Here is a 15,535-nt window from a genome sequence, read left to right as displayed (position 1 = left end):
AAATCCCCCCTTAAATAGTTGGCACTTTAATTCTAGTAGCAAAACGATTTTCAACAAAATACCCTTCAAATGGATTTAATTTTGTACTACTTAAATCTTTATTAGATACATCAAAGACCATTTGGCCTGATGATTTTCTAAGTAAAATAACATGAGATTGCGTTTTTATTGTTTTTGAAACTAAATCGTATCGACTGTCAATTGAATCAACATCACAGCCAATTACGAAGTGGATGCCCATAAATGCACCATTTGTTATTAATTCCGCTAAACTATATATATCACTATCTTCTAAATTACTTAAAATATCATTTACATCTGCAATTACGATTACAATCGGCTTAAATTTCTTAATAAATTCAGCTGGGTTCACTGTTTCACTTGATGCTTCCTGCTCCTCTTTAAACGCCGCTTCTCTCGATTTATAAGCATTTGTAACTTGTTTAATCGTTTTCTCAATTCCTGTTTTTTCAGCTACATATAAAGCAGCGCTCTCTCTATAGTTTGAGAAATTGCGTGTTCTTGTATCAATTAAACCTAGGTCAAAGTGTCCACTGTCAGCTAACTGTTGAAGGAATTGATGAACTACATTTTCAACTTCATCTTTCTTAATTCCCCCTACAACAATATTAGATGCTTCCGTTAAATCTAATTCGAGAGGTGTAACGTTTTCTGTCTCTACACCAAATGTTAGTTTGCCTGCTTCAATAATTTTTCTTGTTTCTGGCCATGCAATGAATTCTTTGTATTCCAGAACTTCAGGAACCATAGGAATTGCTTTCGGTCTTTCTCCATCCCAGAAGGAATCCATCTCTTTTCCTTCAGCTTGTATATTTTCAATTCGAGTAAGGACATCTTCTCCATCTGTCGGTAAAGCTGTTTGGAAGATTGTTGGTTCGTCAATTTTAACTAAACCACGGCCTGCTAATTCTTCAATTTTTAAATCCGTTCTTCCTACAATAGCCCTAGATTCTGCCTCATCTATCATATATAGAGCAATTTGTAGTTTAATATTTGTATTTACTTGTACTCTCAATGCATTTTGACGCGTAGCCGTAAGCATTAAATGAATTCCTACCGCTGCCCCTTCACGTACAATTTGTGCAACAATGCGTTCAAAGTCTTCGACAAATCCAGCTTCTCTAACAGAATCATAGTTATCTAACGTAATTAATATTGTTGGTAATACTTCTTTACTAGCTCTCTCATACATTTCAAGACTCGCAACGCCATATTTACTTAGCAATTGCTTTCTATCTTTTAATAGGTCTTCTATGCGGCGAAGAAATTTCTCGCATTTTTCAACTTGGTCTAATGTAATGATGTCTGCCACATGTGGTAAAGATTTTAATGGCATTAAACCGTTTGTTCCGAAGTCTAATAAATACACATGCAAATGCTCCGGACTATGCTGACGAGCTACATCCATAATGACTGATTGTAAGAATGTTGATTTTCCGTAACCTGGACTTGAGAAGACTGCCACGTGCCCGTCTTTACTAATATCTAATGTTAACGGCGTCTGTGATTGTAATTCAGGCTGATCTAGTAGACCAACTGTTGCTTTTAATGGTTTCTTTTCTTTCGTCCATGCTTCTTTGAACTGAATAGCGTGTAAGTCTTGTAAATATACGCTTTCTGGAAGTGGTGGTAACCACGGTCTTGCTAATGCCTCAATTTCATTTACTTCTGCGTAATCGTGAATGTAGTCAATGACAGCATCTAGCTCAGATGGTACGCTTATTACTTCTTTACTACTACCAAGTCCACTTAAGTCTTCACTTAATATTTCATATTGTCCTAGATCATTTATTGCATATATCGTTGCGTCTAAATGTTCTTTATCCTCTTTATTTTCTACATAGTCTGCTCCGCTCCAAGCTGATTGGAATAGTTCATAAATTTCATTATTCCCAACTTGTAAGTAAGCACGTCCTGGTAATGTAATTTCAGCTGCATCTGGTGTTTTTAAAATTTCATTACTATCTGACATATTTTGAACTTTCAATGCTAGTTTAAATTTCGAGTTACTCCAAATTTGATCATCTACAACACCGCTCGGTTTTTGTGTAGCTAATATTAAATGAATTCCGAGCGAACGACCGATACGTGCTGTTGAAACTAACTCTTTCATAAATTCTGGTTGTTCTGACTTCAATTCCGCGAATTCATCACTAATTAAAAATAGATGTGGCATTGGCTCACTTACTAAGCCTTCTTTATACAGTTTTTGATATTGATTAATATGGTTTACATCATTTTCACCAAATAATCGTTGTCTTTTTTGTAATTCAGCTTTAATTGATGCGAGCGCTCTCATGCTTTGTGCTCCATCTAAGTTCGTAATTGTTCCTAATAAATGCGGTAAGTTTTTGAATAAATTCGCCATACCGCCGCCTTTATAGTCAATTAGTAGAAAGGCCACTTCGTAAGGGTGGAAATTGACTGCTAGAGATAAAATATACGATTGTATAATTTCCGATTTACCTGAACCTGTTGTACCTGCTATTAATCCGTGTGGTCCGTGTGCTTTTTCGTGTAAATTTAAGTTTACGATATCTTCTTTACCACGTAATCCAAGTGGTACAGCTAAAGATTTATGCGCTGCATTTTTCTCCCAGCGACTTGTGATATTGAGTTCTTTTACTTTCTCAACACCGTACATTTCTAAAAATGTTACACTTTCTGGAATACTATTTTTTAAGTTTTGCAAATGATTTAACGGTGCTAGTGCTCGTGAAACATCTTCTAAATTGAACCCTTTCGGTACATGATTCAATTTAAATTGACGGTTAACAAGCTCTCCTTGTTCTAAGATGATGTTCCCTTGCTTTGCATCTCTTATATCAATTACCGTTTTCACATGCTCTGGTAAACTTTGCATAACATCTTGAACAAACACAAGTGATACACCTAATTGACTCGGATCGTCATTGAAAAATTCCATAACAACATGATCTAAAATTAGTTTTTCATCTGTAATGAGTACGATATAGTGTGGTGCGAAATACAGTTTTTCATTTGTAGAACTTTTTTCATCTACTTTTTGTTTTCTCTCTTTTAAAATTTGATATAAACTATTTAACACCTGATCTCGGCTACGATCATGGTATACAAATCCACGTACATTTATATCGCGAACACTTCCATGGGGTAACCAGCGCATCCAATCCCATTTCTCTTTTTCTTCTTCAGGAAAAATAGTAATAAACTGCAAGTCATAATAGCTATGGAATAAAGCAGTTTGTACGACTAATAATTGTAATTGTTCTAGTACTAAAGAGCGCTGCCCAATGTATCCGACTGGTCCATTCATTAAATCTGTTACGACTGGTACATCGTCTAATGAAAGATTACGCTGCCTTAGTTCACGTGCTATATCAATTAACTCATCTTTCGTTTGACTAAACTCTTCTTCATTAAATTGAATTTCAAAACTAGTATTAGCTTGTCCCGTTCCAACACTGAATGTTAAGAAATCATGATGTTGCATTGTTTTTTCATAAATACGTGGATTTACTTGAACAGCCATATTACGTATTTCTTCAACATTCGGATAATGATACTGTAATGCATGGCGTTGTTTTTCACTTTCTGCATGTAAATCTTTCGTTTTTTGTTTTATATAATCTCTATAACTTTTGTCACGTTCAATAATGTCGATTTTATATTGCTTTAAATTTTTTATATATGATGTGACAGAAACAACTATCGTTACTACAGTCATTGCAACTGATGCTAATATAAATAGACCATATTTCATAAAAATAGCGAGTAATACTGTCACAACAATCATGACAAGAGAAGGTGCGATTATTCTTGCTAAATGCTCAGTTGGTTTTGTCGGCTTACTTGATGGTTTCGCAACTGTCATTTTCTCTTCTGGTTCACGATAAATAATACGTGGTGAACGATGATAGTCTGGATAACCACTTTGATAATTCGTTTCTGATTCTACTAAAATAGGTAATGTAGATTTCACGTTGTCTTCTGCGGACAATACTTGAATATCTTCACTGCCAATCTCCATCAAAACACCATCAAAATATAATTGGTCTCCCGCTTCTAACATAACGCTATCATTTAGCTTCGTATAATTATGAAATACAGCCCCGTCATATACGTTCACTTTAAAAGAATCATACAACGTTTCACGAGACAGTATTAAATCTACGCTACTCCCTGTAATAGCGATATCATCATAACTATTTTGACTGATTGTAAGAGAATGTTTCGTTCCTATATCAAACACTTTAGTTGTGCCAATAATAGATATAAAGACTTTTAAGCTCACGCCTTGATTTTTTCCAATTTCAAATTCTTTGTTGAATTCTATTAATTGACTTTCTACCATCCAAGCGTTTACTTCATTATTCCAGTTTAACTCTATTTCTTTCTCTAAACTTGGATTCGTAATATCATTTGTCCACTCTTTTCCAATCGACACTATTGATTGCTCTTTTGGATGTAATGTGCTCTTATATATTCTGTCTCCATAAGTCAATACTAATAGTTGCTCCATGCGCGTTCACTGCTCCTTTTCAACTGTCTCATCAAGTGCTTTCTTATTCTTTTTTCTCTGTGTTCGACAAATCTTTATCGCTTGATGACTTACCATATTTCTTTCTATATTCATCTAATTGTTGCTCATATGTTTTTAACTTTTGATCACGCTCTTCTCCTGACAAATCCGGATTATTTTTCAGCGATTCAATTTGTTTAACAAGGCCGTACATAATAAGCTCCGGATCATCAAGAGTCTTAGCTAAATCCAATGATTTATCAAAATTACCATTTCCGTTATACATCCAATAAAGCAAATACTTTTCATCACTTTTTAAACTAATATTTTTCATAATTGCTTTTTTTTGATCTTCATCTAGTTTTTCAGCTGTAATGTATGCAAATGCTAACTCATATTTAGAAGCAATCGGTAATGATTCAAATTCCGCTTCATTTAATTGCGTAATTACTTGGTCATAATCAGTTGCTATGAAACTCGCATTTGCTTCTAATAATTTATTTTGATAAGGAAATTTTATAAAAGTGAAATATATTAAAGGAGCAGCTAAAATAACTGTCGCCGCTATGAAGGAAAAAGCTAAATATTTAAATGATTTGTAGCTCTTTTTATGTACTAACTGCATGTTTTTTTCTGTTTTTGCTTGTTCCTTCTCAAAGCTGTCATCAAGAAACTGCAGTAATGCATCTAGGCTCTCCATTTGAGCAACCGTTTGTTCAAATGTTGTTTCTTTTGCATCTTTTAGTAACCCAGCATACAAATCATCAAAATTATGCTTTTGGGAGAATAAAGCAATGATTAGACACTTATACTGTGTTAAAAATTGCTCTTCTAACAACGGGGTTGGTGGAACAATATCTCGAATTCCTCTATGTATAATACTTGGTATTAAATTAGCATTAAAAACTATGTTGTCTGGATGTAAAAAGAACGTTATTCGTTTATTTAAGTATTTACGAAACTGCGCTATATTTCGAAGCAGTCTTAATTTCTCATTTCTTCCAAAACGGCCAAGATCGTCCCACTTATATAATTTTTTATCCACTTGAAATATAAACGTAAACATATCATCCGTTTCTTCTATCGTTAATGGTACAAACTCAGATGATGCGCCCGTAATTATATCGAATTGACGGAAATCTTTTATACGCGTTTGAGATTTTGTCATTTCCAATTTCCAAATTTCTTTTTCTATTTGAAATTGATAGTTCATTGAATCAATTTGAATTGTTTTTTCCGTCATTTTTATCCTCTTCTCCTTTTGTTTATAAACCATAATAACAAAGCTGTTTTTTGTAAAAAACTAAAAACAGGTAATATTCTTTACAAAACTTGTAAAATATCCCCATCTGTTATTTGATGATCTATTAAACGATCACTATCTGTTAAAACAATCGATTTATTTTTTACTTTTATTACAAAATGCGAACCTTCATGATTATCAATCTTTAGCGTATCTAATAAATTTTTCAATAAATATTTAATAGATTGATGATTTGGAATACGTAAATCATATGTATTTCCATTCCATTTACTAAAATCTACTGTTACGTTAATATGCGTTTGTATCGCCATTACCTTACCTCCAACTTTTGCGAAGAACCGTATAAATACCGATGCAAATAAGTACAATGCCGCCTCCAAACAATATTATTATTGTTGTACTAATTGGCTTTTCATTCATTGTTTGATTACTCGCTACTCCATCTGCGCTTTTTCTCACAACGTATTCACTACTAAACAAACTATTTTTCGTATCTTTAACACTACTTATTTCTTTTTGTTTTATAAAAAGAGAATCTCGTAAAGATTCCATCTCTTTTTGTTCTTTCTTTTTCTTTTTCTTAATTTCTTCTTCTATTTCTTTGTTAAATAACTCAATCGATGCTTTATCTAATTCTGTTTCCTTATGTTCCTTTTTATTTTTTTCTTGGTCCTTTTCTTCAACGCGGTCTACTTTAAAGTTTATCTTTCCATCATCACCAAGATAACTGTCAGCCGCGCTCCTTATCGGTAGCGCGACAAACAGTAAAAGGAAACAGATAAATGATAACTTAGCCACTATGCTCCATTGTTTGATCATTTACTTCTTTTTCCTCCCATTTCTTATGCCATACAAATAGATTACTAACCAATCCAATAATGGCAATTACAAACAACACAATAAAAATTACTTTTCCAGTATCTTTACCACTAATAAAATCATTCAGAAAACCTTCTATATACTGGAGGGGTGAAAATTGACGTATCTTTCCTACAGATGACATTTGATCTACTTTACTTCCAACTGCTTCAGTTAAAAATAGGTACATACTTAAAAATACTAATAATATAAACATCCCTACCATTTTCATTTGTCGCAATAAGTATGTTGAAACTAATACAAACGCCATCATAATGATTGTGATAAACGCAATCCACAGTAAACTTTGATCCTGACCGAACTGTAGCATACGTCCAGAAATGACCCCTATACTAATACCTTCTACTATCGATATACCGAATGCTACTACTGTAGTTGGTACATTCATATCGATTAACGAGAATCTTTCTTCAAAGTGATCTGTTTGCGTTCGTTTCTTTTCTTGATTCGCAATTGCGTATGCTGTAAATAGCGAAACGATGAAACATGCTAATACGATTAAGTATGGTGTAAAGGCATTACCAGCTACAATGACACCTTCATTTTGTTTCTGTACTGGACTAGATAAAAATTGATATAACATCTCATTTTGACGTTCACCAATACGGCTATTAGCCAAAATTTTCGTGAAGTTTTTCGAGAATGATTTATCATCTTCCATTTTCTTTGTGAAGTCATTTAATAACGAATCTGCTTTTGACACAATGGTTGTTCCGCTATCTTGAATTTCCTTAGCTTGTCCATTAATTTGATCAAATGTTTTATATACATCGTCTGATGATGCTAAGCTATGTTTTGAGCTTTCAACTAATGATTGACTTTGCATCATTAATGATTTAATACCAGAGTCTAACGATAATGTGGCCGTTTGCTCACCAGCATTATTAGTCGTTAACACTTGCTGTCCCTCAACTAGCTTTAAACTATTCTCACGCCATGTCGCTAAACCTTTTAAATATTCCCCTAAATTTTGATTCATACTATTTGCTTGCTGCGATGTTTCATTTAATTTCTCTGCTAGTAGCATTGAATTTTGATCCGCATTAGAAACAAGTTGTTGGTAGGAGTCTATTTTTTGTTTTAACCCTGTCATATCCTGCTTTACTTCTGCAGTAATATTAGATGAAACAAGATTTGAAATTAAATCAACTAAGCTTTGTTTGTTTAATAAATAGTACAGAGAGTGATCAGTCGCAATTGCATCTAAACTTCCCTCTTCTAGCTTAGGACCTACATCTTTCGTTCTTAAGTCAATCCCATAATACATTTGGTACAGACTAAGTAAACCTTGGTAACTTTGAACAGTATCTACTGCTTCTTTAATTAGTACATTAGATGTATTAGTTGTTAATTTTTCTGTTTTTTGATGTACAACTTGATTAGTCGTTCGTTCAATAACCGTTGAGTTACCACCTGGGTTTCCTCCTGGATCTGTCCCTGTTCCGCCTCCTGGGTTTCCTCCTGGATCTGTCCCTGTTCCGCCTCCTGGGTTTCCTCCTGGATCTGTTCCCGTTCCGCCTCCTGGGTTTCCTCCTGGATCTGTTCCCGTTCCGCCTCCTGGGTTTCCTCCTGGATCTGTTCCCGTTGTTCCCGTTCCGCCTCCTGGGTTTCCTCCTGGATCTGTTCCCGTTCCGCCTCCTGGGTTTCCTCCTGGATCTGTTCCCGTTCCTCCTGGGTTTCCTCCGGATCTGTTCCCGTTCCGCCTCCTGGGTTTCCTCCTGGATCTGTTCCCGTTCCGCCTCCTGGGTTTCCTCCTGGGTTCCCGTTCCGCCTCCTGGGGATCTGTTCCCGTTCCGCCTCCTGGGTTTCCTCCTGGATCTGTTCCCGTTCCGCCTCCTGGGTTTCCTCCTGGATCTCGTTCCCGTTCCGCCTCCTGGGTTCCCTCCTGGATCTGTTCCCGTTCCGCCTCCTGGGTTTCCTCCTGGATCTGTCCCCGTTCCGCCTTCAGGGGTTCCTCCGTTACCATTGTTATCCTGTTCCGTTTTTTGAATGATAGTTTTTTTAGCAGTGTGTACTAGCGGCATTATTCCATACTGCGTTTTATTAACTACATTTTCCACCTTGCTATTTTCGGATTGTGTTCCTTCATTCTCTTTTTTAGGTTCTTCTTTTTTAGGCTCTTCTTTTCCAGAACTAGTTTCTTTTTCGTAATTCCCATTTAATCTCCATTCCCATGTTACTGGAGAGAAAACATCTATATTAATGCTTGGATCTATTAACTTCACATGAAGGTTAATTTTTAAATCCCCTTCATTACGAGCAGGTATTGTAACTGCTCCGTTTTGCAGAAATTCACTTGTACGATCCACATCATCAATAAACAAAGACCCTGTACTTCCATATAATTCAAAGCCACTTGGAATACTTATGTTCATAGTTTGTGAAGAATCCATTTTGATTACTTTCGCTGTATCACTGAATATAATTCCATCCTTAGAAAGACTATTCTTTACTTCTTTAATTGAATTTCCTAAAGAGATTTTATTTACAGAATCATAATTAAAGTTATTTTCTTTATTATATTTATTTGTAAATTGAATTACATTTTTCAGTTGTAATTTCGTTTCATCTGGCAAATCACTTTGAACTATTTCTTCCATATTTAAACTAGGTAATTTCGTAATTAAATTCTCGATTTGTTGCTTTATTCGAACATCTGGTTGTCTCATTAACGTATTTATAACTACTTCTTGTTGCCCATCATTTGAAAGAGACTTCTGTAATCGTTTATTTATCGTTGATTGAATGTCACTCTCTAACTTCCCTGCAAGTTCTGTATCATATTCTGATACTTGTTTTTTTACATCTGTTAAATATTTTTGAATTGCTGAAGCATCTGCTAAAATATTGGGTTCTTTCTCTGAAAGCGTAAATTGATTTGCAATAATTTTATTTGCCGATTCCAGTGTGCTTAACTGCTTTAAAGCATCGCCTGCACTCATCTCACTCATAAATTGATTAAATTGACTTGAAAAATTATTAGCTAACAAATTATTATCAGATTGTATTTTTTGAAAGTTATTAAAACCTTCCAAATAAGTATTATTAGATTTATTTCCTTCATCTAATGTTTGACCAAACCCTTTTAATACATCTTGAAATCCTTTAAAACTATTAACAGAAATCCCTGTATAGTCTTGTACCGTTTTAAATTGATTTGTATAATTTGCCAACGGGCTATGTACATCTTTTTTGTACATATTGGTTTGAGTGCTTCCTTTTTCAATTATTTTACCTATATTATCTTGTGCGCCTTGCAACTTTCCGATAATACTTGCAAAATAAACATCAATTATTTGTTTATTAAAGTCCTCTAAAATCATAGAAGCTGTATTTTCAGCCTCAGCTTTCAAATCTTTATTCCCAGTCGCGTTTACTTTGTAGTTTAACGTTAATTTCTCTGGAAGTTCTGAATCAATCGCAACGGCCTTCCTAGAAAAATCATTAGGTATTACAATCATCATATTGTAATTATTATTTTTCAAACCATTTTCTGCTACTCCGCGACTAACTACGTACCATTCTTGTTTCGTATTTTTATTTACATTTTTAACAAATTGATCTCCAAACGCTATTTTATTCCCTTCAAATACAGTTCCTTGATCTTCATTTACTAATGCAACTGTCATTTTTGGCGTGCTATTCTCATTAGCTTTCTTAACATTTTGATTTAATGCTAAATAGGAGACTCCTGTTGATAGCACAAGAGCTAAAATAATAAACAACAAGATGCTCCACTTAAACTTTTTCACTACTTATCACTCCTGCGGCTGCGAGTCTATTAAGTTAAGGACTCCTTATCTTACTATAGTTTTAAAGCAATTTAGCCATACAACGAAAGTTGCATGGCTAAATTACATGTTTCTTTTTACCCGTTTTTATTGTAGACCGAAATTACGAGAAAGATCTTCGTCGTGTCTAGAAACAGCCTCTGCAGTTTTATTAAGCTGCATATTAATTTCTTGTAATAGCTCTGCGAAGTTTTGTACTTTTGGTTTTAATTGATTGAACTGTTGATCAAAACCTTCGAAAGCACGACCTTCCCATTCTCCTCTTAATTCATTTTGTAAGTTTTGTAACTGACGTAAAATGTCCTCAATTTGATTTGCACCTTGTCCATATCGAGTCGCTTTTGATTTAAGCTCCTCTGGTGACATACGAATTTGTCCTGCCATTATTAAATCCCCCTTAAAATTTAAAAATAGTAAAATTAACCCAAAATCAATTCTACAAATTGATTATAACAATAATTTAAAAATTTCTAAATAAAAAAATGATATTTTCCCAAAATTTCTCTTTTAACATAATAACATTATATTATATAATATGAATTTAACTATTTTTTAAAAAAAGGACTGCTAAGCGTTTCTACTTCTATTTAATATTAAAAAGAAAACCTTTTTTACCCAAAATTCAGAATATAACCTTTACAAATTACATACTCATTTTTCTCTTGTTTCTTCGCCCACTTAAAATCGTTTTCTCACTTCAAAGTCATGATTACTTGTCTTTCAACGAAGCCAAAATCTTCGTACATTTCTTTTGCAAAGTTTCCAGCAAATACGTTCAAACGAATCTCTGAATATTTCTCTTGCAACTCCTTAATCCCAGCTTCCATTAATTTTCTTGACAATCCTTTTCCGCGATGCTCTGAAAAGACATACAATTCGTATATAAACCCTAGTTTTTCACGAGAAAAATAGTCGGTATTTTCTCCTATTAATATCCATCCCATTGCTTTATCTTCTTCTTTAATGACTAAATAATATGCCCCTTTTTCTACTAAAGGTTCTGTAATTTCAATCGCTTTTTCCGTACTTAGTTGACAATTTCCTCTCGTTCCTTCGAAAAGTGATTGAGCTGCATAATGTAATATTTGTTTCGTTTCTTCCTCATCCGCTTTTGTAATCATTCCTTTCTCCTTCCTGCCCTCTAACCATCATTGAAATACCATTTTCAAGACCGTCTGACTCAATTACAATTGCCATCAATCCTTTTTCCGTACTCGTTTCATGTAACTCGCCCTTCGCCCAAAACGCAGCTTGTCCAGCTCCTATCTTCACTTTTTCTTTATCTGATCCGCAAACAAATCCTTCTCCTTGTACAATTAGAAGCAGTTGAGATACAACTGCTTCATGATATCCAATAACTCCATTCGGTTGTAGATGCATAGAACCGATATGTATACTCCCTTGATGTTTTAATATTTTTGACATTATAAAATTAGATTGAAATGCTGATATATGCTCTCCCACTTTTTCACTGAAATCAAAGATTTTCATTTCTGATCCTCCTTATATGTATAAAACCATTCTCACTGTTTGCAGCATATGCCCTTCGAAATCTTCTTCAAATTGCTCTAAAGCCGCAAAACCTTTTGCTTCATAAAATCGTTTTCCTTTTTCATTTTCCGCTTCTACATGAATGTACAGTTTTCGAATCCCTTTTAACGTCGTGATCCCTTTTTGTAACAAAGCTGTCCCTATCCCTTTCCCTTGCTGATCTGGCAACAAATAAATTGCACCTAATTCTGCTTCGTTTTGCAGTCTAATTGGTGAAAAATTTGCAAAGCCAATTACTTCTCCCTCTTCTTCCGCAACAAATAAATGTGTATTTTCAAGGCGATATTTCATTTTTTCATCGGAATACGCTTCATTTAAAAAGTTGTCTTGAATCTCTCCCGGAATAATTCCTTCGTAAGTATCATGCCAAGCTATTTTCGCTACGTTTTGTACAGCATGAATATCTTCTTGCTTCATTTCTCTAATTACATATGTCATCTCGATGTCTCCATTCTCTTTAAATTACACTCTGCTAAAATACTAGAAGAAACGGCAGAACCATCTTCATAATTTACCTTAATTAATTTTAACTTCTCAATCGAAGCTAGTGTAACATCAAACTTTTCATATATATATTCCATTACACTTAAAAATTGATTTGAATTTAACCCATTAGCAATCGTGCAATGCGGAACCCATTTTCCTGGTACGTAATATGACTGTAGATTATCATGAAAAACTTTGAAATAATCATGATAAGAATGATGAAGTCTTAATAACTCATCGGTAATGGTTGGTGCTAGAAAGATCGTTCTATTAGTAGGAAAAGTTCCAACAGAAGGAAAAGTTACAGCAGCAATGTTCTCTTGAAAAACTACAAACTCCTCTAACTTCTCAGTATATAAATTAACATCTAACTCATTATAATCAGCCAATGTAATATGTGGTTCTACTCCGGCTAGTGGATTTGTTCCAATTATATTTGTTAATTCATTTTGCAATTCTCTAATTTTATTAGTGAACACACAATCAAGTGTAGCAATAATAGCGTACATGCTTCCTCACCCCTTCGTTACACATAGCACTTCCCATTCTTCACGAATCATTCCCATTCGAATAGAATCATAGTATGTCCCGTTATAATATCGGCATTTTCGCATTCTACCTTCTAAGCTCATTCCTATTTTCTCCGCTACTTTCATCATTCTTTCATTGCCAGACCAAGTTGTGAGCCCAACTCTACCAATCTCCATATTTTCAAATAGCAAATCTCTATATAGTGTTAATGCTTCTGTACCGTAGCCACCATTCCAGTATGCTGGGTCATAAATAACGATTCCCATCTCTAACCAACGCGTCGGTTTATGTTCCCAATAAAAACTTACTGCCCCAATAATTTGACCATTATTTTCCACAATAAGATTTGATAACGGTTCTTCTTTTAAACAAGTTTGCATCTTTTCTTTATAGGACGAGTATCCTTGCATTGAGAACGGGAAGTACGGTGCATTCCATTTTTTCCACTCTGGATTTTCTTCTTTAAATACGAGATTCCATAATGTTTTTATATCTGATTCTTCTATTGTACGAATTGTAACTTTGTTCCCCTTTAATATAACGTTTTGCATAATTTCCTCCTACATCTCTCTTTATTTCATAAATAATTATAATGTTTTTTCTGAAAAATCAAAACAAAAACCCTTTATTATATTGTATACTTTTGTTATAAGATACGAATTATTTATGTTAGTTCGCTAATTTTTTCGAGTTTAATTTAGAAACGGAACTTCGGAAAAATTTAGATGAAGTACGAACTCGTAACATAGTTAATAAAAAATAGGAGGCTATATCCCTCCTATTTTAGCTAAATATTTTATTTCCCTTCTTTTCTATCTCAAGTAGAATCCCTTTCTCTATCCAGCCTTCTACACCGTCTTTTTTTATTAAATCATATCCCATGCAGCTACCATCAATGACAGAAACAATATCCCCTTTTCTAACGCCTATTTGGGCACAAGAAATATCCGTTTTCACTGTATACTCACCTGATTCAAGTTGCTTTATATACTCATTTTTCACATGAAGTAGTTCATTTGTTTCTATTTGTTTACATATAGTAAAATCTTTCATTCTCTCCACAGGCTCTATGTAATAATACGGATATGTAACCCCGCCATGCATTTCTGAATCCGCATTAAAATTTGCTATTACTTCATACTCCGGAAAATAGTCTACATATGTATAAGAAAACGCATCACCTTTAGGTGTCCTCTGAATGATAAATGCGTTTAATTGCCCTGCCTCTTTAATCGCATTTCCTCCATCAATTGCAATAATTTTTTTCTCCTTATCAATAACTGGATTGTTAGACGGCGCTTCTTCAGAATAATTCACAACAGGCCAATGCCCAACTACTACATACTTATTTGTTCTATGTGATTTATTATAAAACTCCGGCATTGCTATCGCATTTTTCCGCTCTGTTTCTTTCCAATCTACTCTATCTTCAAGCCCTGCATGCACAAAGATATAATCCTCTGTTTCAATAGCAGTTGGCAATTTTGTTAACCACTTTATTTCTTTTGAAAAATGACTCATTAATATATTTTTCACTACACGAATATCAGTCTCTTCATTAACGGAAACGTTCAATTGCTCTAACCATTCATTAAATATTGTATTTTTTCTCGTACATAAATAATTAATTAGCGCAGGGTTCTCATTTACAATCGCTTCAACTACGACTTCACAATTTCCTTCAACAACATGAACATTTGAATTGTTCTCTACAAGATCCTTTACGTAGTTGACTACACCGATGCTATCTCTTCCTTTTTCACAAAGATCACCATTAATAATTAAATAGTCCTCTTCTTTAAAATTCACCTTATGTAATAGTTCCTTAAAGAGTTTTAATTCTCCATGGATATCCGATATTACGATCACTCTAACATTATTAGGGATTACTAATTTCTTTATTTTTTCCACGTATAAACGCTCCTAACATTCTCTAAATTCCATATCACCTTATTATTTTCTAGAATCTATTCGACAAAATACATCATTAGACCTTTTCATAGCTCTTATCTAAATAAAAAATAGGTTCCATATGTTTTTACACACAGAACCTATTTAATATTATAACTCTTTATAAAAAGAATAACTTACTTTATCATACCCTTCTCTTTCATAAAAACGATGCGCATCAACTCTTGGAAACGCTGATGTAAGAACGATAGAACTGCAACCTTTTTCTATTCCCCATTTTTCTATATATGACAGAAGAACTTTACCATACCCTTTTGATCTGTGGGCTTCTGCAGTTACAAGGTCATATACGAAAACATGTTTCTCATTATAAAAATTCGTACAAATCGCTACACCAGCAAGACAAACAACTTCATCATTTTCATTACATAATGAAAGTAGTTTATAATTTTCTTCTTTCATTTTTCGAAATAAAGAACTTGCTTCTTCTTTTGAAAGTTTCGTTCGTAATTGTTGTAATACGGGTAATACATCATATAAATCTGTTTCTGTTATTACTTCTCTAATATTCAATATGCCTCTCCCCTAACTGTTTATAAA

At 33.9% G+C, this 15,535-nt stretch carries 12 protein-coding genes and 1 pseudogene; all 13 read right to left on the bottom strand.

Features of this window, described 5'->3' with window-relative positions:
- Window positions 1-10: 10 nt before the first annotated feature.
- Window positions 11-4,522, bottom strand: coding sequence for a type VII secretion protein EssC (gene essC, locus MHB76_RS10195; RefSeq protein ID WP_340986371.1), 4,512 nt, complete (start codon window positions 4,520-4,522; stop codon window positions 11-13).
- A gap of 43 nt (window positions 4,523-4,565) precedes the next feature.
- On the bottom strand, window positions 4,566-5,765 hold the full coding sequence (essB, locus tag MHB76_RS10190) for a type VII secretion protein EssB (protein WP_078173769.1): 1,200 nt from the start codon (window positions 5,763-5,765) through the stop codon (window positions 4,566-4,568).
- Window positions 5,766-5,845: 80 nt separating this feature from the next.
- On the bottom strand, window positions 5,846-6,097 hold the full coding sequence (locus tag MHB76_RS10185) for an EsaB/YukD family protein (RefSeq protein WP_033714701.1): 252 nt from the start codon (window positions 6,095-6,097) through the stop codon (window positions 5,846-5,848).
- A 4-nt stretch (window positions 6,098-6,101) separates the two neighbouring features.
- Window positions 6,102-6,605 carry a type VII secretion protein EssA gene (essA, locus tag MHB76_RS10180; protein WP_078173770.1) on the bottom strand — a complete coding sequence of 168 codons (504 nt, stop codon included), beginning with the start codon at window positions 6,603-6,605 and terminating at the stop codon, window positions 6,102-6,104.
- Window positions 6,577-10,390 (bottom strand): annotated as a pseudogene (esaA, locus tag MHB76_RS10175) (type VII secretion protein EsaA). The gene essA and the pseudogene esaA overlap by 29 nt, the downstream one beginning before the upstream one ends.
- Window positions 10,391-10,543: 153 nt before the next feature.
- Complete coding sequence (locus MHB76_RS10170) at window positions 10,544-10,840, bottom strand: WXG100 family type VII secretion target (RefSeq protein WP_016104648.1); 297 nt, start codon at window positions 10,838-10,840, stop codon at window positions 10,544-10,546.
- 308 nt (window positions 10,841-11,148) lie between these two features.
- Complete coding sequence (locus MHB76_RS10165) at window positions 11,149-11,577, bottom strand: GNAT family N-acetyltransferase (protein ID WP_016104647.1); 429 nt, start codon at window positions 11,575-11,577, stop codon at window positions 11,149-11,151.
- Window positions 11,558-11,947: a cupin gene (locus MHB76_RS10160; protein WP_078173772.1), complete on the bottom strand. Its 390-nt coding sequence runs from the start codon at window positions 11,945-11,947 to the stop codon at window positions 11,558-11,560. Before MHB76_RS10160 ends, MHB76_RS10165 begins: the two co-directional genes overlap by 20 nt.
- Window positions 11,948-11,959: 12 nt before the next feature.
- On the bottom strand, window positions 11,960-12,445 hold the full coding sequence (locus tag MHB76_RS10155) for a GNAT family N-acetyltransferase (protein ID WP_078173773.1): 486 nt from the start codon (window positions 12,443-12,445) through the stop codon (window positions 11,960-11,962).
- On the bottom strand, window positions 12,442-13,002 hold the full coding sequence (locus MHB76_RS10150; RefSeq protein WP_078173774.1) for a 2'-5' RNA ligase family protein: 561 nt from the start codon (window positions 13,000-13,002) through the stop codon (window positions 12,442-12,444). The genes MHB76_RS10155 and MHB76_RS10150 overlap by 4 nt, the downstream gene beginning before the upstream one ends.
- Before the next feature lie 6 nt (window positions 13,003-13,008).
- Window positions 13,009-13,575: a GNAT family N-acetyltransferase gene (locus MHB76_RS10145; RefSeq protein ID WP_016104643.1), complete on the bottom strand. Its 567-nt coding sequence runs from the start codon at window positions 13,573-13,575 to the stop codon at window positions 13,009-13,011.
- A gap of 232 nt (window positions 13,576-13,807) precedes the next feature.
- Window positions 13,808-14,935, bottom strand: a complete 1,128-nt coding sequence (locus MHB76_RS10140; protein ID WP_016104642.1) for a metallophosphoesterase — start codon at window positions 14,933-14,935, stop codon at window positions 13,808-13,810.
- Between the two features lie 150 nt (window positions 14,936-15,085).
- Window positions 15,086-15,508, bottom strand: a complete 423-nt coding sequence (locus MHB76_RS10135) for a GNAT family N-acetyltransferase (protein ID WP_016104641.1) — start codon at window positions 15,506-15,508, stop codon at window positions 15,086-15,088.
- Window positions 15,509-15,535: the final 27 nt, after the last annotated feature.

This window comes from Bacillus sp. FSL M7-1345, assembly GCF_038006985.1.
Classification (GTDB): Bacteria; Bacillota; Bacilli; order Bacillales; family Bacillaceae_G; genus Bacillus_A; species Bacillus_A cereus_U.
Note: the sequence above shows the minus strand (reverse complement) of the source record. Positions and strands in the feature narration are given on the sequence as shown.

Bases quoted from the DNA above. Each gene is read 5' to 3' on its own strand.
- essA (WP_078173770.1), bottom strand. From the start codon at position 6,605: ATGATCAAACAATGGAGCATAGTGGCTAAGTTATCATTTATCTGTTTC.
- essB (WP_078173769.1), bottom strand. From the start codon at position 5,765: ATGACGGAAAAAACAATTCAAATTGATTCAATGAACTATCAATTTCAA.
- MHB76_RS10170 (WP_016104648.1), bottom strand. From the start codon at position 10,840: ATGGCAGGACAAATTCGTATGTCACCAGAGGAGCTTAAATCAAAAGCG.
- MHB76_RS10150 (WP_078173774.1), bottom strand. From the start codon at position 13,002: ATGTACGCTATTATTGCTACACTTGATTGTGTGTTCACTAATAAAATT.
- MHB76_RS10155 (WP_078173773.1), bottom strand. From the start codon at position 12,445: ATGACATATGTAATTAGAGAAATGAAGCAAGAAGATATTCATGCTGTA.
- MHB76_RS10160 (WP_078173772.1), bottom strand. From the start codon at position 11,947: ATGAAAATCTTTGATTTCAGTGAAAAAGTGGGAGAGCATATATCAGCA.
- MHB76_RS10145 (WP_016104643.1), bottom strand. From the start codon at position 13,575: ATGCAAAACGTTATATTAAAGGGGAACAAAGTTACAATTCGTACAATA.
- MHB76_RS10185 (WP_033714701.1), bottom strand. From the start codon at position 6,097: ATGGCGATACAAACGCATATTAACGTAACAGTAGATTTTAGTAAATGG.
- MHB76_RS10165 (WP_016104647.1), bottom strand. From the start codon at position 11,577: ATGATTACAAAAGCGGATGAGGAAGAAACGAAACAAATATTACATTAT.
- essC (WP_340986371.1), bottom strand. From the start codon at position 4,522: ATGGAGCAACTATTAGTATTGACTTATGGAGACAGAATATATAAGAGC.